The 22,293-nt window shown below is 66.2% G+C and carries 20 protein-coding genes; 16 read left to right on the top strand and 4 right to left on the bottom strand.

Annotated features, from left to right (window positions below; all coding sequences use genetic code 11):
* Positions 1 to 5 precede the first annotated feature (5 nt).
* Positions 6 to 479, bottom strand: a complete 474-nt coding sequence (locus QNO03_RS04640; protein ID WP_289602183.1) for an FMN-binding protein — start codon at positions 477 to 479, stop codon at positions 6 to 8.
* 159 nt (positions 480 to 638) lie between these two features.
* On the opposite strand from QNO03_RS04640, the gene argS reads away from it, so the two are divergent.
* The 9 genes from argS to QNO03_RS04595 all read left to right on the top strand — a co-directional run bounded on the left by argS (position 639) and on the right by QNO03_RS04595 (position 12,664).
* Complete coding sequence (argS, locus tag QNO03_RS04635) at positions 639 to 2,288, top strand: arginine--tRNA ligase (protein WP_289602182.1); 1,650 nt, start codon at positions 639 to 641, stop codon at positions 2,286 to 2,288.
* A gap of 3 nt (positions 2,289 to 2,291) precedes the next feature.
* Entirely contained in the window at positions 2,292 to 3,716 is a 1,425-nt protein-coding gene (gene lysA, locus QNO03_RS04630) for a diaminopimelate decarboxylase (RefSeq protein WP_229950652.1), read from the top strand.
* A gap of 25 nt (positions 3,717 to 3,741) precedes the next feature.
* Positions 3,742 to 5,037, top strand: a complete 1,296-nt coding sequence (locus QNO03_RS04625; protein ID WP_289602179.1) for a homoserine dehydrogenase — start codon at positions 3,742 to 3,744, stop codon at positions 5,035 to 5,037.
* 3 nt (positions 5,038 to 5,040) lie between these two features.
* Positions 5,041 to 6,168: a threonine synthase gene (gene thrC, locus QNO03_RS04620; RefSeq protein WP_289602178.1), complete on the top strand. Its 1,128-nt coding sequence runs from the start codon at positions 5,041 to 5,043 to the stop codon at positions 6,166 to 6,168.
* A 9-nt stretch (positions 6,169 to 6,177) separates the two neighbouring features.
* Complete coding sequence (thrB, locus tag QNO03_RS04615; protein ID WP_289602177.1) at positions 6,178 to 7,170, top strand: homoserine kinase; 993 nt, start codon at positions 6,178 to 6,180, stop codon at positions 7,168 to 7,170.
* 392 nt (positions 7,171 to 7,562) lie between these two features.
* The gene (gene rho, locus QNO03_RS04610) at positions 7,563 to 9,821 is read left to right on the top strand and encodes a transcription termination factor Rho (RefSeq protein WP_289602176.1); all 2,259 of its coding nucleotides are present in this window, start codon (positions 7,563 to 7,565) and stop codon (positions 9,819 to 9,821) included.
* A gap of 146 nt (positions 9,822 to 9,967) precedes the next feature.
* On the top strand, positions 9,968 to 11,047 hold the full coding sequence (gene prfA, locus QNO03_RS04605) for a peptide chain release factor 1 (protein ID WP_229950666.1): 1,080 nt from the start codon (positions 9,968 to 9,970) through the stop codon (positions 11,045 to 11,047).
* Complete coding sequence (prmC, locus tag QNO03_RS04600) at positions 11,034 to 11,957, top strand: peptide chain release factor N(5)-glutamine methyltransferase (RefSeq protein WP_502874543.1); 924 nt, start codon at positions 11,034 to 11,036, stop codon at positions 11,955 to 11,957. The genes prfA and prmC overlap by 14 nt, the downstream gene beginning before the upstream one ends.
* Complete coding sequence (locus tag QNO03_RS04595) at positions 11,954 to 12,664, top strand: L-threonylcarbamoyladenylate synthase (protein WP_289602174.1); 711 nt, start codon at positions 11,954 to 11,956, stop codon at positions 12,662 to 12,664. The genes prmC and QNO03_RS04595 overlap by 4 nt, the downstream gene beginning before the upstream one ends.
* A gap of 77 nt (positions 12,665 to 12,741) precedes the next feature.
* On the opposite strand, the gene QNO03_RS04590 is transcribed toward QNO03_RS04595, so the two are convergent.
* The 3 genes from QNO03_RS04590 to QNO03_RS04580 are packed head-to-tail and all read right to left on the bottom strand — an operon-like array spanning position 12,742 to position 15,660.
* Positions 12,742 to 13,740: an NAD-dependent epimerase/dehydratase family protein gene (locus tag QNO03_RS04590; protein WP_289602172.1), complete on the bottom strand. Its 999-nt coding sequence runs from the start codon at positions 13,738 to 13,740 to the stop codon at positions 12,742 to 12,744.
* Positions 13,737 to 14,759 carry a glycosyltransferase gene (locus tag QNO03_RS04585; protein ID WP_289602170.1) on the bottom strand — a complete coding sequence of 341 codons (1,023 nt, stop codon included), beginning with the start codon at positions 14,757 to 14,759 and terminating at the stop codon, positions 13,737 to 13,739. The genes QNO03_RS04590 and QNO03_RS04585 overlap by 4 nt, the downstream gene beginning before the upstream one ends.
* 1 nt (position 14,760) lies before the next feature.
* Entirely contained in the window at positions 14,761 to 15,660 is a 900-nt protein-coding gene (locus QNO03_RS04580) for a glycosyltransferase (protein WP_289602169.1), read from the bottom strand.
* Positions 15,661 to 15,817: 157 nt separating this feature from the next.
* Here QNO03_RS04580 and QNO03_RS04575 point away from each other — a divergent pair, with 157 nt between their 5' ends.
* The 7 genes from QNO03_RS04575 to QNO03_RS04545 all read left to right on the top strand — a co-directional run bounded on the left by QNO03_RS04575 (position 15,818) and on the right by QNO03_RS04545 (position 22,223).
* Positions 15,818 to 17,749, top strand: coding sequence for a polysaccharide biosynthesis protein (locus QNO03_RS04575; RefSeq protein WP_289602167.1), 1,932 nt, complete (start codon positions 15,818 to 15,820; stop codon positions 17,747 to 17,749).
* Complete coding sequence (locus QNO03_RS04570) at positions 17,749 to 18,744, top strand: MraY family glycosyltransferase (protein ID WP_289602166.1); 996 nt, start codon at positions 17,749 to 17,751, stop codon at positions 18,742 to 18,744. Before QNO03_RS04575 ends, QNO03_RS04570 begins: the two co-directional genes overlap by 1 nt.
* A gap of 144 nt (positions 18,745 to 18,888) precedes the next feature.
* The gene (locus QNO03_RS04565; RefSeq protein ID WP_289602164.1) at positions 18,889 to 19,371 is read left to right on the top strand and encodes a hypothetical protein; all 483 of its coding nucleotides are present in this window, start codon (positions 18,889 to 18,891) and stop codon (positions 19,369 to 19,371) included.
* 353 nt (positions 19,372 to 19,724) lie between these two features.
* The gene (gene atpB / locus QNO03_RS04560) at positions 19,725 to 20,528 is read left to right on the top strand and encodes a F0F1 ATP synthase subunit A (protein WP_289602162.1); all 804 of its coding nucleotides are present in this window, start codon (positions 19,725 to 19,727) and stop codon (positions 20,526 to 20,528) included.
* 72 nt (positions 20,529 to 20,600) lie between these two features.
* Positions 20,601 to 20,816, top strand: a complete 216-nt coding sequence (gene atpE / locus QNO03_RS04555; protein ID WP_191807777.1) for an ATP synthase F0 subunit C — start codon at positions 20,601 to 20,603, stop codon at positions 20,814 to 20,816.
* A gap of 43 nt (positions 20,817 to 20,859) precedes the next feature.
* Positions 20,860 to 21,408, top strand: a complete 549-nt coding sequence (locus QNO03_RS04550; protein WP_229950686.1) for a F0F1 ATP synthase subunit B — start codon at positions 20,860 to 20,862, stop codon at positions 21,406 to 21,408.
* The gene (locus QNO03_RS04545; RefSeq protein ID WP_289602149.1) at positions 21,408 to 22,223 is read left to right on the top strand and encodes a F0F1 ATP synthase subunit delta; all 816 of its coding nucleotides are present in this window, start codon (positions 21,408 to 21,410) and stop codon (positions 22,221 to 22,223) included. The genes QNO03_RS04550 and QNO03_RS04545 overlap by 1 nt, the downstream gene beginning before the upstream one ends.
* Positions 22,224 to 22,293 lie beyond the last annotated feature (70 nt).

Below are 22,293 nucleotides of genomic sequence, written 5' to 3'. Positions count from 1 at the left end.
GTTTCCTAGGAGGCAGCTACGGACCGGACGGCGTCCAGTGCCCGGTTGAAACCTTCGCTGGTCAGGGAAGATCCGGCGACCTTGTCCACGTCCAGCTCGTCCAGGCTCTTGCCGACCACCTGCTCCTTGACGCCGGAGGTGAACTCCCGCTGGTACTGCTTGGAGGTCGGATTCTTCTGCGAGGTCTCCACCTCCAGCTCCGTGACCACGCCGCCTTCAAGCGTCAGGGTCACGTCCACGTCCTCGGATGTGCCCGACGGCGGGATGTAGCTGCCGGTGCCGGAGTACTCACCGTCGGCGTAGCTTTCGGACGCCGAGCCCGAGGCGCTGGCGGTGCCGGAAGTGCTGGGGGATGCTGTGGGGGACTCTGCCGGGGCCTGCCCGGCGTCGGCGGTGTCTTCGCCTGCGGCACAGCCGGCGGCGGACAGCAGGGACAGGCCGGCAGCGGCACACAGCAGGGACTTGCTCGCTCGGTTCACGGTTCTCCTTGGTGCTGGGGGTTCAGGGGTATGGCCTCCGCGCGGGACAGGGCGGCACCCTATTCATTACATCGCATCATTAATGCCGCCGTGGTGTCCGCAAGCGTAAGGCCTGTCATAGACAACGGGACCCGTGCCGCACCCCGCTATGCTTAACCGGTGACTCCTGAAGAACTTTCCTCCGCCGTAACTGCCTGCCTCCAAGACGCCATCGCTGCCGGTGACTTCAGCGTCGAGCTGCCCGGGGAGGTGCGCGTGGAGCGTCCGAAGAACCGGGACCACGGTGACTGGGCCACCAACATTGCCCTGCAGCTCTCCAAGCAGGCCGGTATGAACCCCCGCCAGTTCGCCGAGATCCTCAAGGGCCGGCTGGAAAAGATTGCCGGCGTTGCGAAGGTCGACATTGCCGGCCCGGGCTTCCTGAACATCACCCTCGACGCCGGTGCCGCCGGAGAACTCGTCAAGACGATCGTTGACGCCGGACCCGCCTACGGCACCTCGGAAATCCTCAAGGGCACCCGGATCAACCTGGAGTTCGTCTCCGCCAACCCCACCGGCCCCATCCACCTCGGCGGCACCCGCTGGGCCGCCGTCGGCGATGCCCTCGCCCGGGTCTTCCAGTCCCAGGGTGCGGAGGTCACCCGCGAGTACTACTTCAATGACCACGGCGCGCAGATTGACCGCTTCGCCCGCTCCCTGCTCGCCTCGGCCAAGGGCGAGCCTGCTCCGGAAGACGGCTACGCCGGCGAATACATCGTCGACATCGCCAACCGCGTCCTGGCCGCCGAGCCGAACATCACCGAGCTGCCCGACGCCGAGGCGCAGGAACGCTTCCGCGCCGTGGGCGTCGACTTCATGTTCGGTGACATCAAGGAATCCCTGCACAACTTCGGCGTGGACTTCGACGTTTTCTTCCACGAGGATTCGCTGCACGAAAACGGCCAGGTCGCCAAGCTGCTGGAGCAGCTCAAGGGCTCCGAGAACCTGTACGAGAAGGACGGCGCCTGGTGGCTGAACTCCACCGAGTTCGGCGACGACAAGGACCGCGTGGTCATCAAGTCGGACGGCAACGCCGCCTACATCGCCGGCGACATTGCCTACATCCACAACAAGCGCGAACGCGGCTTCGACCTGAACGTCTACATGCTCGGCGCTGACCACCACGGCTACGTCGCCCGCCTGAAGGCCGCCGCCGCAGCCCTGGGCCACGACCCGGAGTGCGTGGAGGTGCTGATCGGCCAGATGGTGAACCTGGTCAAGGACGGCAAGCCCGTGCGTATGTCCAAGCGTGCCGGCACGGTGGTCACCCTCGAAGACCTCGTCGATGCCGTAGGCGTGGACGCCGCGCGCTACACGCTGGCCCGCTTCTCCGCCGATTCCAACATCGACGTTGACCTGGACCTGCTGACCAAGCGCAGCAACGAGAACCCCGTGTTCTATGTCCAGTACGCCCATGCCCGCACCTACGCCCTGGCCCGCAACGCCGAGGCGGCCGGCGTCGACGATTCCGTGTTCGACGCCTCGCTGCTGGTCCACCCCACCGAAAGCGCACTGCTGGCAGCACTGGGGCAGTACCCCGGCATCGTCGCGCAGGCCAGCGCCTTCCGCGAACCGCACCGCGTGGCCCGCCACCTGGAGGTCATCGCCGGCACGTACCACCGCTGGTACGACGCCTGCCGCATCGCACCCCAGGGCGATGAGGAAATCACCGACACCAACCGCACCCGCCTGTGGCTGAACCTTGCCGCACGCCAGGTCCTGGCCAACGGCCTGGGCCTCCTGGGAGTTTCCGCACCCGAACGGATGTAAATGATGACCGCTTCACCCCTGGCTCCGCAGTGGCTGAGCCATCCCGAGGACACCAATGCCCTGCGTCCTCAGATGTGGGCGCAGGACGTGGCGCGCGGCGCCGGCGGGGAACTGGAAATCTCCGGCATCCCCGTGTCCCGGATTGCCGAGGAATTCGGCACCCCGGTGTTCGTGATGTCCGAGGCGGATTTCCGGGCACGTGCCCGCGACTTCAAGGACTCCTTCGACGCCGCCTTTGCGGGCTTGTGCGGGGGAGTGGACGTCTACTACGCCGGCAAGTCCTTCCTCTGCACCGAGGTGGCCCGCTGGGTCTCCTCCGAGGGGCTGCGGCTGGACACCTGCTCCGGCGGAGAGCTGGCAGTGGCCCGGCGCGCCGGCCTGCACGGCAGCCAGCTCGGACTGCACGGCAACAACAAGTCCCTCGCCGAAATGACCCGCGCCCTGGACATGGAGCTGGGCCGGATCGTGGTGGACAGCCTCGGAGAGCTTGAACTGCTGGGGGACCTCGCGTCCTCCCGGGGGGAACGCGCCAACGTGATGCTGCGGCTGACCCCGGGTGTGCACGCCTCCACGCACGAGTTCATCGCCACAGCGCATGAGGACCAGAAATTCGGCCTCTCGATGCTGCCCGATCCGGACCTGGACGGCGTTTCCCCGGCCATGGCCGCCGTGGAGAAGGCACTCAAGCACGACGGCGTGAACCTGGTGGGCGTGCACTGCCACATCGGCTCGCAGATCTTCGAGTCCGCGGGCTTTGAACTGGCGGCCCGGCGGCTGCTCGGTTTCCTGGCCGAAGTGAAGCAGTCCTACGGCGTCGAACTGGCCGAACTGGACCTCGGCGGCGGCTACGGCATCGCGTACACCGAAGCCGACGCCCCGCGCCCGCCTGCCGAAATCGCCAACGCGATGGCCGCCGTCGTCGGCAGCACCTGTACCGAGCTGGGCCTTGCCGTGCCGCGGATCTCCATCGAACCCGGACGTGCCATCGTGGGCCCGAGCACCTTTACGCTCTACCGCGCCGGCACCACCAAGACGGTCAGGGTGGACACACCCGACGGCGGCACCTCGCCGCGGCGCTACGTCAGCGTGGACGGCGGCATGAGCGACAACGCCCGGCCCGTGCTGTACGGGGCCGACTACTCGGCGGTTTTGGCCTCGCGTACGTCCGAAGATGACGCGGTTATTTCGCGCGTCGTTGGCAAACACTGCGAAAGCGGCGACATAGTGGTGAGGGACGCCTACCTTCCCGGTGACGTTACCGCTTCGGATCTGCTGGCCGTCCCCGGAACGGGCGCCTACTGCTGGGTCCTGTCCAGCAACTACAACTACCTGGCCCGCCCGCCCGTTGTCGCCGTGCGGGACGGAGCCGCACGGCTGATAGTCCGCGGCGAAACCGAAGACGACCTGTTGGCACGCGACGTTTCCTAACCTCTGCAAGGAGTTGGCACAGCACATGAAGACCCTGAAAGTAGCCCTGTTGGGATGCGGAAACGTGGGTTCGCAGGTCGCCCGGATCCTCCTCGACGACGCAGACGACCTCACCGCCCGCCTCGGCGCCCGGCTGGAGCTGGCCGGCATCGCGGTGCGCAACCTCGACGCACCCCGCGACGTGGACCTGCCGCGGGAACTGTTCACCACCGACGCCGAAGCCCTCGTGGAGGGTGCGGACATCGTGATCGAGCTGATGGGCGGCATCGAACCGGCCCGCAGCCTGATCCTGCACGCCCTCGGTTCGGGCGCGGCCGTGGTCACCGGTAACAAGGCCCTGCTCGCCGCAGACGGCGCAGCGCTTTACGAGAAGGCCGACGCCGCCGGCGTCCAGCTGTCCTACGAGGCAGCCGTGGCCGGTGCCATCCCGATCCTGCGCCCCATCCGGGACAGCCTGGCCGGGGACCGGATCACCAAGGTCATGGGCATCGTCAACGGCACCACCAACTACATCCTCGATGCCATGGATTCGACCGGTGCCCAGTTTGCGGACGCCCTTGCCGAGGCCCAGCGCCTCGGTTACGCCGAAGCGGACCCCACGGCCGACGTGGAAGGCCACGACGCCGCAGCCAAGGGCGCCATCCTCGCGTCCCTGGCGTTCCACACCGGGTTCGACCTCTCGGCGGTTTCCTGCGAAGGCATCAGCTCCGTCACGGCCGAAGACATCAAAGCCGCACAGGACGCGGGCTTCGTGATCAAGCTGCTGGCCATCGCGGAGAAATTCCCGGACGCTGATGGAACCGAGGGCGTCAGCGTACGGGTGCATCCCACCCTGCTGCCGCGCCGGCATCCCCTGGCCGCCGTGCACGGTGCCTTCAACGCCGTCTTCGTCGAGGCCGAGAACGCCGGCGAACTGATGTTCTACGGCCAGGGCGCCGGCGGCGCACCCACCGCGTCCGCCGTGATGGGCGACGTCGTGACCGCCGCCCGCCGGCTGGTGCTGGGCGGCCCGGTTCCGGGCGGCCGGCCAACCGGCTCCCTGCCGGCCCTGCCGCTGGAACAGGTCACCACCAGCTACTCCATCGGCCTGGACGTGGCCGACCAGCCCGGCGTGCTGGCCGCTGTTGCCCGTGTGTTCTCCGAGCACGGCGTCTCCATCGAAACCATGCGCCAGACCATCCACGGGGCCGGAGCCAGCGCCGAGCTGCGCTTCGTGACCCACCGTGCCCCCGAGGCCGCCCTGACGGCCACCGTCGAGGCCATCAAGGGCCTCGACGTCATCAATTCAGTCCAATCCGTCCTGCGGGTAGAAGGAGTCTGAGCCGTGGCTCACCAATGGCGCGGCGTTATCCGCGAGTACGCCGACCGTCTCCCGGTCACCGACAGCACCGAGGTCATTACCCTCGGTGAAGGCGGCACGCCGCTGGTCCGTGCCAAGGCACTGTCCGAGCTGACCGGCTCCGAGGTCTATCTCAAGGTCGAAGGTATGAACCCCACCGGCTCCTTCAAGGACCGGGGCATGACCATGGCCATGACAGCCGCCGTGGAATCCGGGGCCAAGGCCGTGGTCTGCGCGTCCACCGGCAACACCAGTGCCTCCGCCGCCGCCTACGCCACGCAGGCGGGCATCACCTGCGCCGTGCTGGTGCCGGACGGCAAGATCTCCATGGGCAAGCTCAGCCAGGCGATTGCCCACGGCGCCCAGCTGCTCCAGGTCCGCGGAAACTTCGACAACTGCCTCGAGGTGGCCCGCAAGCTTGCCGAGGCCTACCCGGTGTTCCTCGTGAACTCCGTGAACCCGGCGCGCATCGAGGGGCAGAAAACCGCATCCTTTGAAGTGGTGGACTACCTCGGCGACGCCCCGGACTACCATCTGCTGCCCGTCGGCAACGCCGGAAACATCACCGCGTACTGGAAGGGCTATTCCGAATACGCGAAGCCCTGGACCAACGTGGCCGGCGAGGAGCTGGCCCCGGTGGCCACCAAGACCCCGCACATGTGGGGCTTCCAGGCCGAGGGCGCGTCGCCGCTGGTGAAGGGGCACCCGGTCACCGACCCCGACACCATCGCCACCGCCATCCGGATCGGCAATCCGGCGTCCTGGGACCAGGCCATTGCCGCCCGTGACGAGTCCGGCGGACTCATCGAGGCCGTGACGGACACCGAAATCCTTGACGCACACCGCTGGCTGTCCTCCCGGGAAGGCGTGTTCGTGGAACCTGCCTCCGCCGCAGGCGTGGCCGGGCTGCTCAAGAAGCACGCCGCCGGGGAAGTCCCGACCGGTAAAACCATCGTCATTACGGTCACCGGGCACGGACTCAAGGACCCGCAGTGGGCGCTGCGCACCGCCGACGGCTCCGACGTCGAACCCACCAAGGTGGACTTCGACGTCGTCAGCGTGGCTGCAGCGCTGGGCCTGGAAGCGGCGCAGCCCGCCGGATCCGACAAGTAGGGGCAGGCAATGCAGGTGGATCTGCCGGGCGGGCCGCGGTCCGACTCCCGTACCGTTTCCCGGGTCCTTGCACCGGGGCAGGACGTGAGCGTGGCTGTGCCCGCGACCAGCGCCAACCTGGGCCCGGGATTTGATTCCCTGGGCCTTGCGCTGACGCTCTATGACACGGTGCGGGTGCGGACGTCCGAGGATGAGGGCATCTTCGTGGAGGTCGCGGGGGAGGGTGCCGGAAATGTTCCGCTGGATTCCTCCCACCTGGTGGTCCGCACCCTGCTCTCCACCCTGGAGGCCGCGGGCTACCGGGCCCAGGGACTGCACCTGAGCGCCGAAAACGCCATTCCGCATGGTCGCGGACTGGGGTCGTCTGCGTCGGCAATCGTCTCCGGCGTGCTGGCAGCCAACGCGCTGCTGCCTGCGGACGCGCGGCTTGACGCCGCAGGCCTCCTGCACAGCTGCTCGGCACTCGAGGGTCACCCGGATAACGTGGCTCCCGCGCTGGCCGGCGATCTAGCGATTTCATGGGAGACCGACGGCGTCTTCCGCTCCACGCGCGCCGCCGTGCACCCCGACGTCGTACCCGTAGTTGCCGTTCCGTCCGTCGAGCTGTCCACCGAAAGCGCGCGCGGACTGCTGCCGGCCACCGTGGCGCACCGGACCGCAGCCGCCAATGCCGGGCGGGCCGCACTGCTGATCCACGCCTTGACCGTGGATCCAACCCTGCTGCTCGAAGGCACGTGGGACGGACTGCACCAGGACTTCCGGGCACCGGCCATGCTGCCCAGCGCCCGGCTGCTCCAGTCTCTGCGAACAGACGGGTTTGCTGCGGTGATTTCCGGGGCGGGCCCTACGGTTATGTGCCTCGCCAACGGAGACGCTGCAGCGCTGGAAGCGGAGCAGGCCATGACCGGGCACCTGAACGCGGCAGGAACCGGCGCAAATTGGCGTGTTCTACGGCTTGGCGTAGAGCGAGATGGTGCTAGAGTGGAAGTGCACCAGCGGTAATTTTCCGTTCCTGTGCTCCCGCAGGTAGCCGTCCTTTCAGGGCCGCCCCGGGCTTTCGTTGAAAACACTTTGCCGCCGTCAGGTGTGACTACACCCCTCTCGCGGTGATTTCCGTTGATTCAATCGCCCACCAGCGGAGGCGCAGTCTCCGGTGTAGCCTTCAAACGGAACCGCCAAGAAGCGGCGTGTCCCACCTGAATGCCGCGTGTTCGGCAGCGAAGCTGACCAAACCCCGCGTGGATTCTTCTTAACAAGGCACCCAGTAGATTCGCCTCTCCGGCCACCGGGCCGGCAGTAGGCGGACCCTGACCCAATGTCTGATTTTTGGGACCAGGGCCAATCACCGCGGCCGGCATTGCGCCGAACCGCCCGACGAGGGGGAAGGATCCTTCGTGACAGATACCACCAGCCTGACTGCAGGCGTGGATTCAGCATCCGCCGGTTCGACCGGCGAGAACACATCCAAGAGCACAGGCCTTGCAGGCCTTAAGCTCGCGCAGCTCCAGGCGCTTGCCGGACAGCTCGGCATCACCGGTGGCTCCCGGATGCGCAAGGGAGACCTGGTTACGGCTATCTCCAACCACCAGCGCGGCGGCGCCGTAGCCGACCGTCCCGTCCGTGGTTCCGGCGACGACGCAGCCAAGGGTGCCCCCCAGAAGGCTTCTGCAGCCCCGGCGGAACAGTCCGCCGATGCAGAAACGACCCGCCCGACGCGTACCCGTAACCGCAACCGGCGCGCAGCGAGTGACGGCGTCGTTACCTCCGCCCCGGCAGAGACTGCCGCTGCTGAGTCACCGGCTCCCGCCGCCGCGGAAAACACCGAGGCTCCGGCCCGGAACCGCGAAGCACGCGAAGAGAACGGCCGCGAAGAGGGCCAGCGTGAGCGCGGCAACCGCCGCAGCCGCAACCGCCGCAGCGATTCCAACGGCACGGACACCAACGCCCAGGCCGAAGCCCCCGCAGAGAGCGCAGGCAACGCTGCTTCCGCCAACGGTGCTGCCAACAACGGTGCTGCCAACAACGCAGCTGCCGGCAACGGCGCTTCGGCTAACGGTGCTGAGAACCGCACCCAGGGCGACGACGAGCGCGGCGAACGCCGTGAGCGCCGTAACCGCTCCGACCGCGACAACGGCAACCGTGAGAACAACCGCGACAACGGCGGCAGCCGTGAGAACAACCGCGACCGCGACAGCAACCGCGAGAACAACCGCGACCGCGACAGCAACCGCGACAACGGCGGCAGCCGCGAGAACAACCGCGACCGCGACAACGGCGGCAGCCGCGAGAACAACCGCGACCGCGACAACAACCGTGACCGCGACAACCGCGATGACAATGAAGAGAACGGACGCGGGCGTAACCGCCGCAACCGTAACCGCAGCGACCGTAACGACCGCAACGACCGCGGAGACCGGAACGACCGTTTCCGCGACCGCAACGAGCGCCGCCGCAACCGCAACCAGAACCCCGAGGTCGACGACGTCGAGGTCACCGAGGACGACGTCCTGCTGCCCGTAGCGGGCATCCTCGACGTCCTGGAAAACTACGCCTTCGTCCGGACCTCCGGCTACCTGCCGGGCCCGAACGATGTCTACGTTTCCCTGGCCCAGGTGAAGAAGTACAACCTGCGCAAGGGTGACGCCGTCGTCGGCGCAATCCGTGCACCCCGCGAAGGTGAGAACCAGGGCGGCAACCAGCGCCAGAAGTTCAACGCACTGGTCCGCCTCACGTCCGTCAACGGCAAGCAGGCCGAGGACAACAAGGACCGCGTGGAGTTCTCCAAGCTGGTCCCGCTGTACCCCTCCGAGCGTCTGCGCCTGGAGACCAACGCCAAGGTGATCGGCCCGCGTGTCATCGACCTCGTGGCTCCGATCGGCAAGGGCCAGCGCGGCCTGATCGTTTCCCCGCCGAAGGCCGGCAAGACCCTGATCCTGCAGGCCATTGCCAACGCGATCACGATCAACAATCCTGAGGTCCACCTCATGATGGTCCTCGTGGACGAACGTCCCGAGGAAGTCACGGACATGCAGCGCACGGTTAAGGGTGAGGTCATCGCCTCCACCTTCGACCGCCCCGCCGATGACCACACCACCGTTGCCGAACTCGCCATCGAGCGCGCCAAGCGCCTGGTGGAAATGGGCAACGACGTCGTGGTGCTGCTTGACTCCATGACCCGCCTGGGCCGTGCCTACAACCTGGCCGCTCCGGCGTCGGGCCGTATCCTCTCCGGTGGTGTGGATTCGTCCGCACTGTACCCGCCGAAGCGCTTCTTCGGTGCCGCCCGCAACATCGAAAACGGCGGCTCGCTGACCATCCTGGCTACGGCCCTGGTGGAGACCGGATCCAAGATGGACGAGGTCATCTTCGAGGAATTCAAGGGCACCGGCAACATGGAACTGCGCCTGTCCCGCAACCTTGCGGACAAGCGCATCTTCCCGGCCGTGGATGTCAACGCGTCGGGCACCCGCCGAGAAGAGAACCTGCTCTCCCCGGATGAAGTCAAGATCATGTGGAAGCTGCGCCGGGTCCTTTCCGGCCTGGATACCCAGCAGGCACTGGAACTGCTCACCGGCAAGATCCGGGAGACGCAGTCCAACGTCGAGTTCCTGATGCAGGTTCAGCAGACCACCCTGGGCACCAAGGACAACTAGCTGCCCTACGAGCCGCTCATGCTCCCTCCCGCCGATCCGGCGGGCAGGGGGCCTGGGCGGCTCGTGCGTTAACGCCCCGGACAGCGGGGCGGAGATGAACCGATAAACTGCTTGTGGTAATCACAGCCGAAAGAGGAATCTAAAACATGTTTGAGTCCATTCAGGGCCTGTTGGATGAGCACGCTGAGCTTCAGCTGCGCCTGTCCGACCCGGCAGTGCACGCGGACCAGGGCCTGGCCCGCCGGCTGGGGCGGCGCTACGCCGAACTGAGCCGGATTGTGGACGCCTACAACCGCTGGCACGGACTCGAGGATGACCTCGCCGCCGCCGCCGAAATGGCGGACGAGGATCCCGAATTCGCCGCTGAGGTTCCCGTACTCAAGGAGCAGCTGGACGAGGCGCAGGAGAAGCTGCGCCGCCTGCTGATTCCGCGCGACCCCAACGACGGCCGCGACGTCATCATCGAGGTCAAGGGCGGCGAAGGCGGCGACGAAGCTGCACTGTTCGCCGGCGACCTGCTGCGTATGTACACCCGCTACGCCGAGCACCGCGGCTGGCGTACGGAAATCATCTCCGCCACGGAATCGGACCTGGGCGGCTACAAGGACGTTGCCATGGCGATCAAGGGCAACTCCAACGATCCGGCTGAAGGCGTCTACGCCCGCCTGAAGTACGAGGGCGGCGTGCACCGCGTCCAGCGCGTTCCCGTCACCGAGTCGCAGGGCCGGATCCATACCTCCGCGGCCGGCGTGCTGGTCCTGCCCGAAGTCGATGAGCCGGAAGAAGTCGCGATCAGCCAGAATGACCTGAAGATCGACGTCTACCGTTCCTCGGGCCCGGGTGGACAGTCTGTGAACACCACCGACTCCGCCGTACGCATCACCCACCTGCCCACCGGCATCGTGGTGGCCATGCAGAACGAAAAGTCCCAGCTGCAGAACCGTGAAGCGGCCATGCGTGTGCTGCGCTCACGCATCCTGGCACACGAGCAGGAGAAGATCGACGCCGCGAACTCCGACATCCGCAAGTCGCAGATCCGCACGATGGACCGCTCGGAGCGCATCCGGACCTACAACTACCCGGAAAACCGGATTGTGGACCACCGCACCGGCTACAAGGCCTACAACCTGGATACCGTCCTGAACGGCGAGCTTGAGGCAGTGGTGCAGGCCGCCATCGAAATGGACGAACAGGCCCGTCTGGACGCCATCGGTGACGAAAGCTAATACCGCCACGGGCGTGGAACCGGGCAACGGGGCCACCCTGGCCGAGGCGCTGCGGCGGGCGACGGCGGAACTTGCCGCAGCCGGAGTTCCTTCGCCGCGCGTCGACGCCGAGCTGCTGGCCGCGCACCTCCTGGGAGAGAGCACCGGCCGGATCCGGGCCCTGGCCTTCACCGATGCTCCGGCGCCGGAGGGATACAACGCGCTCGTGGCCGAGCGCGCAGCACGCGTACCGCTGCAGCACCTGACCGGCAAAGCACATTTCCGCTACCTCGAGCTGGCTGTGGGCCCCGGTGTTTTCGTGCCGCGGCCGGAAACCGAAACGGTGGCGCAGCTGGCTATTGATGCAGCACGCCGGGCCGGCCCGGCAAAGGTCGTGGATCTGGGCACCGGGTCCGGTGCCATTGCCGCAGCGGTGGCTTCCGAGGTCCCCGCAGCCGAGGTGTACGCCGTGGAGCTGAGCCCCCTGGCCTTCGCCTGGGCGGAACGGAACCTGGCCCCGCTGGGTGTCCAGCTGGTCCTGGACGACCTGAGGACCGCACTGGCGGAGCATAACGCCAGCTTCGACGTCGTGGTGTCCAATCCGCCGTATATCCCCGCCGAAGCGGTCCCGAACGAACCCGAAGCCGCCGGGCATGATCCGGCCATGGCCCTGTACGGCGGGGGAGCGGACGGGCTGGAACTACCGATGGCCGCGGCCCGGTCCGCAGCACGCCTGCTGGTGCCGGGCGGGTACTTCGTGATGGAACACGCCGAAGTGCAGGCCCCGGCGATTGCCCGGCTGCTGGCTGCCGACCCCGCCTGGACCGACGTCCTCTCCCACCGGGACCTGAATGACCGCCCCCGCGCCACGTCGGCTGTCCGGCGTACCGGACCAATGGCAGCATCCACTAGTGAAGGAATATTGCCGTGAGCACCAGTTATGACTGCAGTAACCCCGAGGAACTCAGCGCGGGCCTGGCGGCGGCCCAGCGGGCAATAGCCGCGAAGGCGTGTGTTGTGCTGCCCACGGACACCGTCTATGGGATCGGCGCCGATGCCTTTTCGCCGCAGGGCGTGGCTACCCTGCTCGCCGCCAAGGGACGCGGCCGGAGCATGCCCCCGCCCGTGCTGATCCCACGGGTACAGACCATGGACGGCCTGGCCATGGATATCTCCGAGGATGCCCGCATTCTGGCCCGTACCTTCTGGCCGGGCGGACTGACCTTGATTTTCCATGCGCAGCCGTCCCTGAGCTGGGACCTGGGGGACACCCTGGGAACCGTTGCACTGCGGATGCCGGATGACAGTGTTGCCTTGGATCTGCTGGGGGTCACGGGACCGCTGGCCGTATCCTCGGCTAACCGGACGGGTTCCCCGGCCGGGCAGACCGCGGCGCAGGCACGCGGGCAGCTGGGGGAATCCGTCGAGGTCTATCTGGAGGCCGGGCACCGGCCCGTCGCCGGGAGCGACGGCGTGCCCTCCACCATTGTGGATGCCACCAGCGCGCCAATGCGTGTGGTCCGCCGGGGTGCGGTCAGCATCGACGCCCTGCGTGAAGCGGTTCCGGGGATCCTGGATATTGGGGAAGAACCCCCTGCCGCCGGCGCCGGCACCGCACCTTCCCTGGCCAAAGACTAGGCCCGGCAAGGACTAGTCCCAGCAAAGACTAGGCCTGCGGCGGACCCGGCCCCGGGCGGGGTCAGTTCAGGCCCGGGTCAGCCGCGGGACGCCGCCAGGACGTCCTGGACGCGGGCTTCGGGGACGTTGCCCGTCAATTCCGCCCATCCCGGCTCCTGGCGTTGGCCGAACCACATCAGTTCGACCCGGCGCAGCGGCCCGTGGAGCCGTTCCCCTGCCAGCGAGGAGACCGCGTAGCCGGCACGCAGTGCCAGCCGGCAGAACCAGGCAGGCAGGTGCGCCGGACGCCGGCCGCCGGCGGCCTCAAGCACGGAGGAGACCGAAGCCTGCTCCCAGGGCTGCAGCACTACGGCCGGCACCGGTCCCTGGTGCGACGCCACCCGCAGCACGAAGTCAACCAGGGAATCCACTGAACTGACCGGGCTCGGCGCGGTTCCCGGTGCAGCCACGGACGCCAGCGGCGAGGCAGCGAGCCGGGCCAGTTTCGCCGTCGTCGCACGCTCCGGACCCTGAACCGATGTGGCCCGCACGGTGACAACGCTGCCGGAGCCGCCCTTCCGGGTGGAAAGGACCTGTTCCCCGAGGGCCTTGGACCGTGAGTATGCCGAGAAGGGCTCCACGTGCGGGCTTTCGTCCAGGAACGGCCGGTGGCCCTGCACCGCTGCGCTGCTCAGGTGCACGAACCTGCGGACGCCGGCGGCATCCGCAGCATCCGCGGCCACCAGCGGCAGCAGGGAATTCGCGCCGCGGAGTTCGGGGGAGTCAGTTGCTCCCGGCGTGGCCAGACCCGCAGCGTTGATGACTACTTCCGCACCGGCGAAGGCCTCCGCCAACAGGTTCCGTTCGGCGTCGGCCGCCTGGTGGAGCACGGCGGCGGCGTCGGTGCCCTCTGCCCGTAGGCGCGGGGCTGGAACCGGGCGAACGCTGATGCCGCGCGCTGACAGGGCCGAGTGGATGGCCGAACCGATGAAGCCGGAGGCTCCGAGGACCACCCACACCGGCGCGGCGGAACCGGCAGCAGCGTCGGGGGAGGAGATGGAGTCTGCGGAAGACGACGGGGCGGAAGGGATACTCAAACCTGCTGCTTTCGGGGAGATTGCTGTGGCTTGCCGTTCTCCGGCTGCGCCGGCTGCTCCGGCACGGCCAGCGGGGACACCGGTGACCAGGTCCGGTCGCGGAGGATGCGCCGGGCGCCCCGCCAACCGGCCCAGAGCCGGCCGGCACCGTGCAGGGTACGCTCCACAGCAACCAGCCGGAGCAGTTCCTTGCCCGCCGTGAGGACGGTGCCCAGGGCAAATCCGTACCGGTGATAGCGGCCGTGGACCTGCAGGTACCGGGCGGTGTGGCCGCGGTTGCGCATCGCGGTGAAGCGGCCGAGATCGCTGGAGTCGTTCAGGTGCCGGATGCCGAGGTCGATCTGCCGCTGCGCGCGGACCTTCCGAAGCACAAAGTCGTTGACGTACGCCACCGGCCGGTCCAGTGAGGCGAGCCAGCCGTAGATGACATCGTCGCCGTTGATGAAGTAGCGGGCATCCGGCAGCCCGATCCGGCGGACCTGGTCCGCACTGATCAGCATTCCCTCGAAGCAGCCCACATTGGTGGAGAAGACTGGGGAATCCCGGAAGACGTTGCCCCGCACCGGCAGATGAACGCCCAGGAAGGGGACAAAACGGTGCTGCCAGAAAAACGGTGCGCCTTCGTCGTCGTACCGCCGGCCGTGGATGCACTCATAACTGCCGGTCCACTTACGCAGCGCGGCTACGGCACCCGGGAGGACCTCGACGTCGTCGTCCATCAGCCACAGCCACTGTGCGCCGGAGGCCAGTGCGGTCTCGATCCCGGCGGCAAAGCCGCCGGCCCCGCCGGTATTGTCCTCCAGCCGCCGGACCGTCAGCGGGACCGGGAAACCGGACCGGGCTGCTTCGAGGATCTGCGGAGTTCCGTCGGTGCTGGCGTTGTCCACCACGACCACCGCCGCAGGGGCAGGGTCGAGCGCCTTAATGCTCTCCAGCAGCCCGGAGAGGTAACCGGAGCGGTTAAAGGTGGTGATGACAATGGTCAGCGCGGCTTCGGTCGGCACCCCGGACGCAGTCACGTTAGAACCCGAAGTCCGACGGCGGCCCGAAGCGGCGCCCGCTCATGCCGGCGGTGTATGCGCGCAGCCAGTTCCGCAGGCCCTTGGGATCCCGGGTCCTGGCAAAGTGCAGCGGGTAGCCCACGGCGTCGGCCACGAACGATTTCACCCGTCCGTAGCGGCGGGTCAGGTGTCCGCGGTTGCGGTAGAAGTAGAACTGTTTGAACGGTGTTTCCGGGACCAGGACATGCAGGCGGTCCCCGAGCACGGGCTGGACCTCGGCCCACGCGGCGGGATGCGTCAAAGCTGCCGTGGTTACGGTGCCGAACTCGATTCCGGCGCGCCGCAGCCGGATCATGAAGTCGGTTTCATCGCCGCGGATGAACAGCCGAAGGTCCGGCAGGCCCACGCGGTAGAACACGTCGGCCCGGATCAGGGCCCCGTTGAAGAAGTGCCCCACATTGGGCAGGAAACCACGGGCGGCAACCTCGGCCCGGTCGTGGGTCAGCTTCCCGTCGAGGCGGAAGTGGAATGACAGGGTGTCCGGCGCGCCGGGTGCCACCACGAGGGGCAGGACGACGTCGAGCCCACGTTCCTTGGCAGCCGCCAACAGGGTGGCCGCGCATTCCGGATCTTCGGGATGGGCGTCGTCGTCCATGATCCAGATCCAGTCGGCGCCGGTGGCCATTGCGGAAAGAATTGCCAGCGAGAATCCACCGGCACCGCCGAGATTCGTGTTGGACCGAATGTAATTGACCGGTGCCGACGAGTTTTCAGCGATATCCTGAACCGGGCTCTTGCCGGAATCGACGAGCGCCACGGACGTAATGTTCGTGCTCTGCGCTGCCAGGGCCTCCAGGAGCGTCTTGACGTCGTCGGGACGGTCGAAGGTTACTGCTGCTACGGCCACAGAGTCCGGCAAGATGGTCCTTTCGGGCACCCCGGTGGATCGGCCTAAACCGAAACGGAAGAGGGTGTGCAGTTAGTATGCTGAGTAGATTCCAGTCTATTACACCGGATTCTTCCACTTGTTCTTTGCATCACCGAGAAGAGAGCCGGGTACCTACCCGTTGAGGACCATGAGGCAAAAACCTACGGACAACAGCAGCCTTCCCAGAGAGGAAAAGCCTGTCCTGTGGCTCTGGTCGCAGTACATGCTGGACTCCCTGGCCTGGATCGTGTCCATCTGCCTTGCGCTGGTGCTGCGGTATGAACTCACCGTTGAGCAGATCAACCCGGCCGGGCTTGCCGTCTTCTGCGGTGTGGCGGTCCTTACGCAGCTGATAGTGGGCTATTCGTTCGCCCTCTACCGCGGCCGCTACAGCTTCGGCAGTTTCCACGAAATGCGCCTGCTGGCCGTGGTGACCCTTATTGTCTCCGCGATCCTGGTGCTGGCCAGCGCATTGTTCGGCCTCGTGATCGACATCCCGCGCAGCACCGGCATGATCGCTTTCCCGTTCGCCTGCCTGTTTATGGCAGCCATCCGCTACGTCAAGCGGATGTATGTGGAGAGCCGGGCACGGCCGGGTGAGGAAGCGCAGCGCACCCTCGTCTACGGTGCCGGTTTCCTGGGCGGTTCCCTTGTGTCCCGGATGATGAAGGATCCGGAGTCCCCGTACTACCCTGTGGGCCTGGTCGACGACGATCCGGCCAAGAAGCACCTGCGGCTGGCGACGGTTCCCGTTATCGGCAAACTCGTGGACCTGCCCGAACTGGTGCACCGCACCCGCGCCACCGTGCTCATCGTGGCCATCGCCCAAATCGAAGCCCGCCAGGTGCGCGAAATCACCGACCTCGCCGAAGGCCTGGACCTGCGGGTGCTTGTCCTTCCTCCGCTCAAGGACATGCTCGCCACGGGCGACGGCGCAGGGCTGGCCGACTTCCGCGACGTCGCTGTCGAAGACCTCATTGGACGCCGGCCCGTGGACATCCACGTGGACGAGGTAGCGGGTTACCTTTCCGGGAAGAAGGTACTCGTCACCGGTGCCGGCGGCTCCATCGGTTCCGAGCTGTGCCGCCAGATCACGGCTTTCTCTCCAGGCGAGCTGATCATGGTGGACCGGGACGAGACCGGCCTGCAGCTGACCCAGCTCTCCATTACGGGCCGCGGCCTGCTCGACGGCCCGGACACGGTGCTGGCGGACATCCGCGACCCGGAAGCGCTGGAACGCATCTTCCGTGAACGCCGTCCCGACGTCGTTTTCCACGCCGCAGCGCTGAAGCACGTCTCACTGCTGGAGCAGTACCCGCAGGAAGCCTGGAAAACCAACGTCATCGGCACCGCGAATGTCCTGGCCGCCGCCCGCAAGGCGAATGTCCGGCACTTCGTGAACATCTCCACCGACAAGGCCGCCAACCCCACCACCGTCCTTGGCCATTCCAAGCGCGTGGCGGAGAAGCTGACCGCATGGATGGCCCGCGCCACCGGGGAACAGTATGTCTCCGTCCGGTTCGGCAACGTGATAGGCAGCCGCGGCTCCATGCTCCCGCTCTTCAGCGAACAGATCCGCCAGGGCGGACCGGTGACCGTGACCGATCCCGAGGTCACCCGCTTCTTCATGACCATCCCGGAGGCCTGCCAGCTGGTCATCCAGGCCGGTGCGATCGGCCGCGGGGGAGAGGTGATGATCCTGGATATGGGCGAGCCCGTGAAGATCCTCGACGTCGCCCGCCGCATGATCGCGATGTCCGGCAAGGACATCGAGATTGTCTTCACCGGACTGCGCCAGGGCGAAAAGCTGCACGAGATCCTCGTCGGCTCAGGTGAAACGGATTCACGTCCCCTTCATCCGAAAATCTCCCACGCGGGGGTTGCCGTCCTGGATCCCGATGACCTGGACCTGGCCGACTGGCTGCGGCGCTGCGGAATCGAACCCGCCAGCGTGCCCACGGACGGAGCCGTCACCGACGCCGGTGAGATTGTGCGCATGCCGGGTACCCGCGGCCCAGGCACGGCCGGCGACGCCGCCAACGATCCCGGCGAGCCCTACAGCGAACGGCGGACCGGCTGATGCTGCTGGCCATCTGCGCTGCAGCGGCCTTCCTGATCAGCCTGCTGCTGCCCTTCGTCTTCATCCCGGTGCTGCGCCGGCTGGGTGTCCTGGACATCCCGAACGAGCGGTCCTCCCACACCAAGGCCGTCATCCGGGGGGTAGGCGTAACGACTGCCGCCGGTGTGCTGGCCGGTCTCCTGCTGGCCTTGGCCACGGGACTTGTTGCCGTGGACCGTTCGGTGCTTGCCATCCTGATTGCCGTGATCGGCGCTGCCTCGCTGCTGGGCTGGATTGAGGACTGGCGCGGTGTTTCAGTCCGGACCCGGGCGGCAACCCAGCTGGCCATCGGCCTGGCCGGAACGGCAGGCCTGGCCTGGACCATGGAACAGAGCTGGTGGTGGGTTCCCGTGGGCGGACTCGCCATTGCCGCCTACATTAATGTTGCCAATTTCATGGACGGCATCAACGGGATCTCCGGCCTGCACGGCCTTGTGGTGGGAGCCCTGTACTCCGTCAGCGGAGTGCTTTCGGACCATGTCTGGCTGACTGTGACCGGGGCGGTGGTGGCCGCGGCGTTCGCCGCGTTCCTGCCATGGAACCTCGGGAGGGGACAGGTTTTCCTCGGGGATGTGGGCAGTTACCTGCTGGGTTCCTCCATTGCAGGCATTGCCGTCGCCGCGTTCCTGGCCGGCGTTTACGTGGAATACCTCCTGTTCCCGATCCTTGTTTATCTTGTGGACACCTTCTCCACGCTGCTGCGCCGTGTCCGCCGGGGCGAGCGGTGGTACACCGCGCACCGCCAGCACGTGTACCAGCGGCTGACCGACGCGGGACTTAGCCATGTGCAGGTTTCCCTGGTCGTGACCGGCTGCACCCTCGCCGTCGGAGCCACCGGGCTGCTCACTGCCGGAGCCGGTGCCGGGGCGACGGTGGCCGGAGTCCTCTTTGCCGTTGCAGTGCTGGCTTTCTATCTCTCCTCGCCGCGCCTCTTTGCCCGCCGTCCCGTGGCCTAGGCGGGAAACGCAGGCCTGCAGGGAGCGACTTCTATGTACTGTAGAATTCAAGGGTCGCGGTAGCCCGCGTCTTTGACGGCTCTAAGATGGCCGCTCTTTTATCACCGCACGCCCGAAGGCCCAGCAAGGAAGACTGACTCCGCCATGAGATCCGCAGATGGTTCCCGCTCCGGCGGGTACCTGACCCCCTCCGGGCCCACGAAGGCCCCCTGGCTGGGGATCCTCAGGACAGCCCTTGCCGTTACCGGTGGCGCAGCGGTCCTCGCGGCCGTTGTGGCCGCTCTCAGCACCGGTGCCGGCGCTGCGGCGAGTGCCCTTTCGGGCTGGTTCCTTATTGCCGCATTCTTCGGAATCAGCCTTTTGGTCGGCCATGTCGTAGGACGCAGTAATCCGTCCGGTGCGATTGGAATGTTCGTGGTGACCTATGCGATTAAGGTCGTGGGGTTCGCCGTCATTCTTTTCGGGCTCGGAACGCCTGTTTGGCTGCACCGTGAATGGTTTGCCCTGACCGCAGTCGGTGCCGTGGTCCTCTGGCAGGTTGCCGAAATCCGGGCCTTTTCCCGGACACGTCACCTGATCTTCAATGACGCTGCCGACACAACCCCTGAAGGAGGCGGACTTGCCTAAGAATCAGCGCGCGTCCGGCCCTGCTGCCTTCTCTCCACCGTCCTCGGGGCGGCGTGCCCTGCTCCAGTATCTGCTGGCGGGAATCATCGCCCTGGGTTTGATAGGGTGGAGCCTGGATAGTCTCCTGGGAACTCGCTGGATTTTACCGGCCGGTATCGTCCTGGGTGCGGTCAGTGGCTACTATGTGGCCTTCGCACACAGGCGGGCCACGGGTGCAGACCGACCCATCACGGGCGGAAAACAGCCGGATACGGATAAATCGAATTGATTTCACAAAAACGAAATAACGGGCGCACTTCTTGTGTGCCCGCCAATGATATGCCCAACGATGGACACAGCAGAGAGGAAACGCGTTGATCGCGCTTGCGCTTCCCGCCTCCAATGAAGAGGGATTTGTTCCACCCACCCTCGAAGATATGCACCTCCCTGAGATCCTTCCCTGGGGCGCCGAAAGTGGTGAAGGATTTGGAAAGCAGATGCTGCTCATCCTTCTCTCCGTCATCCTCATCGGCTGGTTCTTCGTAGCCGCAGCCCGCAAGGGCCAGATGGTTCCGGGCCGGCTGCAGTTCCTGGGTGAATGGAGCTACAACTTCGTCCGTAACTCGATCGGCCGGGACATCATCGGTGAAAAGGATTTCAAGTCCTTTACCCCGCTGCTGTTCGCACTGTTCTTCTTCATCCTGATCAACAACCTGTGGGGCACCATCCCGCTGGCCCAGCTGCCGACCACCTCACATGTGGGAACGGCCTACGCGCTGGCAGCGATTGTCTACTTCACGTGGATCATCGTTGGTATCAGGAAGCACGGACTGGCCTACTTCAAGTTCGCCACCGTTCCGTCGGGTGTGCCGATGGCCATCCTGCCGCTCGTGGTGCTGATCGAAATCATCTCCACCTTCCTGGTCCGCCCGATCACGCACAGCCTGCGACTCTTCGCAACCATGCTGTCGGGCCACCTGATCATCATGCTGGCGGGTGCCGGAACCTCGTTCCTGCTGCTCGAGGCTGAAGGACTGTTGAAGCCGCTGGGTCTGCTGACCCTGGCAGGCGGCGTCGCCATGTTCCTGTTCGAAGTTTTGATCCAGGTCCTGCAGGCCTATGTCTTTACCCTGCTGACCGCGATCTACATCCAAGGCTCCCTGGCCGAGGAACACTAAACCTCCCCTCTCCGGGGAACCCCCTGAACCATACAACCTGCCCTCGGGCATCTTGAAAGGAACAAAGCCATAATGATTGGTGAAATCAACGGCAACATCAACCTCGTCGGTTACGGCCTGTCCGCCATCGGCGGCGCCATCGGCGTGGGCCTGGTCTTCGCGGCCTACATCAACGGCGTTGCCCGCCAGCCGGAAGCCCAGCGCGTCCTGCAGCCCATCGCCTTCCTGGGCCTGGCCCTGACCGAAGCACTGGCTATCCTTGGTCTGGTTTTCGCGTTCGTTCTCTAACGTCAGCGCGTATTTTCCAACCAAGTAGATAGGACGGATTGAAATGAACGAGGCACTAATCCTCGCCGCCGAAGAAGGCGCGAATCCACTGGTCCCGAACATCTGGGAGATCCTCGTAACACTGCTTGGCTTCGCCGTGCTGATGTACATCGTCGTCAAGTTCGTCGTCCCGATGTTCGAGAAGACGTATGCGGAGCGCACCGAGGCCATCGAAGGCGGACTCAAGAAGGCCGAAGCCGCACAGGCTGAAGCCAGCGCCGCCCTGGATGAATACAAGCAGCAGCTCATCGACGCCCGCACCGAGGCCAACAAGATCCGTGAGGAAGCACGCGCCGAAGGCGCCCAGATCCTTGCTGACCTGAAGGCCAAGGCAGGCGCCGAATCCGCCCGCATCATGGAACAGTCCCACGTCGCCATCGAAGCGGAGCGCCAGGCAGCTGTCGTTTCCCTCCGCAGCGAAGTGGGAACCCTCGCCACCGAACTGGCCAGCAAGATCGTCGGCGAGTCCCTCGCAGACGATGCGCGTGCCGGCCGTGTGGTCGACCGTTTCCTTGACGACCTGGAATCCCAGAACGCAGGTGCGGTCAAGTAATGGCAGGTATATCGAGCGAGTCACTGGCCGCGGCGCAGGAGAAGCTGGAAGCAAAGCTTCCCAACGCGACCCTGTCCCTGGCCGAGGAACTCTTTGGAATTCTGGGTCTGCTGGACAGCGACGCTGGCCTGCTGCGTGCCCTGACGGATCCGGCTCGTGAAGCCTCTGCCAAGGCAGCCCTGGTCTCCAAGCTGGTCGGCGGCAAGGTTTCGGCCGATGCCGAGCAGCTGGTTGCTTCTCTGGTGGAGTCCCGGTGGCGCACAGGCCGTGACATCGGCGATGCCCTGGAAACCCTGGGTGCAACGGTTGTTTCCGCTGTCGCGGAAAACAAGGGCCCCGGCCTGGCCGGCCTTGAAGCACTGGAAAGCGATTTGTTCCGCTTCAACCAGGCCGTTGCAGCCAACCACGAGGTACAGCGTGCCCTGCAGGAACCGCAGGCATCCGCTTCCGCCAAGTCCGTACTGGCGCAGAAGCTGGTACCGGGCATGGGCGCCGAAGCAAAGGTGCTGATCACGCAGGCAGTTACTGCCCCGCGCGGTCTGCGTCCCGCAGCACTGGTGGCCCGTTTCATGGAACTGGTAGCCGGCCGCCAGCAGCGGTGGATTGCAGAAGTGCAGTCCAGCCGTCCGCTGACGCAGGAACAGCTGAAGCGTCTGCAGTCTTCCCTTAACGGACTGTATGGCCGCGAGCTGAAGATCAACGTCAATGTGGACCCGGCAATACTCGGCGGCATCCGTGTCACAGTGGGGGATGAAGTAGTTGACTCCACCGTGACCACGCGCCTGACCGAACTTCGCCGCAAGCTCGCTGTCTAGCCACCTCGTTGGCCTTCACGGGCCTTCAGAACATTGAAGAACCAATCACGGTCATCGGTTGTACATGATG

Source organism: Arthrobacter sp. zg-Y877 (assembly GCF_030373105.1).
In the GTDB taxonomy this organism is placed as follows: Bacteria; Actinomycetota; Actinomycetes; order Actinomycetales; family Micrococcaceae; genus Arthrobacter_B.
The sequence above is the reverse complement of the archived record's forward strand: the minus strand, read 5'-3'. Positions and strand labels throughout refer to the sequence as shown.

Excerpts from the sequence above, each read along its gene's own strand:
- QNO03_RS04545 (WP_289602149.1), top strand. The coding sequence starts at position 21,408 with ATGGCAGGTATATCGAGCGAGTCACTGGCCGCGGCGCAGGAGAAGCTG.
- QNO03_RS04575 (WP_289602167.1), top strand. The coding sequence starts at position 15,818 with ATGAGGCAAAAACCTACGGACAACAGCAGCCTTCCCAGAGAGGAAAAG.
- QNO03_RS04625 (WP_289602179.1), top strand. The coding sequence starts at position 3,742 with ATGAAGACCCTGAAAGTAGCCCTGTTGGGATGCGGAAACGTGGGTTCG.
- QNO03_RS04570 (WP_289602166.1), top strand. The coding sequence starts at position 17,749 with ATGCTGCTGGCCATCTGCGCTGCAGCGGCCTTCCTGATCAGCCTGCTG.
- QNO03_RS04565 (WP_289602164.1), top strand. The coding sequence starts at position 18,889 with ATGAGATCCGCAGATGGTTCCCGCTCCGGCGGGTACCTGACCCCCTCC.
- prfA (WP_229950666.1), top strand. The coding sequence starts at position 9,968 with ATGTTTGAGTCCATTCAGGGCCTGTTGGATGAGCACGCTGAGCTTCAG.
- QNO03_RS04550 (WP_229950686.1), top strand. The coding sequence starts at position 20,860 with ATGAACGAGGCACTAATCCTCGCCGCCGAAGAAGGCGCGAATCCACTG.
- atpE (WP_191807777.1), top strand. The coding sequence starts at position 20,601 with ATGATTGGTGAAATCAACGGCAACATCAACCTCGTCGGTTACGGCCTG.
- thrB (WP_289602177.1), top strand. The coding sequence starts at position 6,178 with ATGCAGGTGGATCTGCCGGGCGGGCCGCGGTCCGACTCCCGTACCGTT.
- lysA (WP_229950652.1), top strand. The coding sequence starts at position 2,292 with ATGACCGCTTCACCCCTGGCTCCGCAGTGGCTGAGCCATCCCGAGGAC.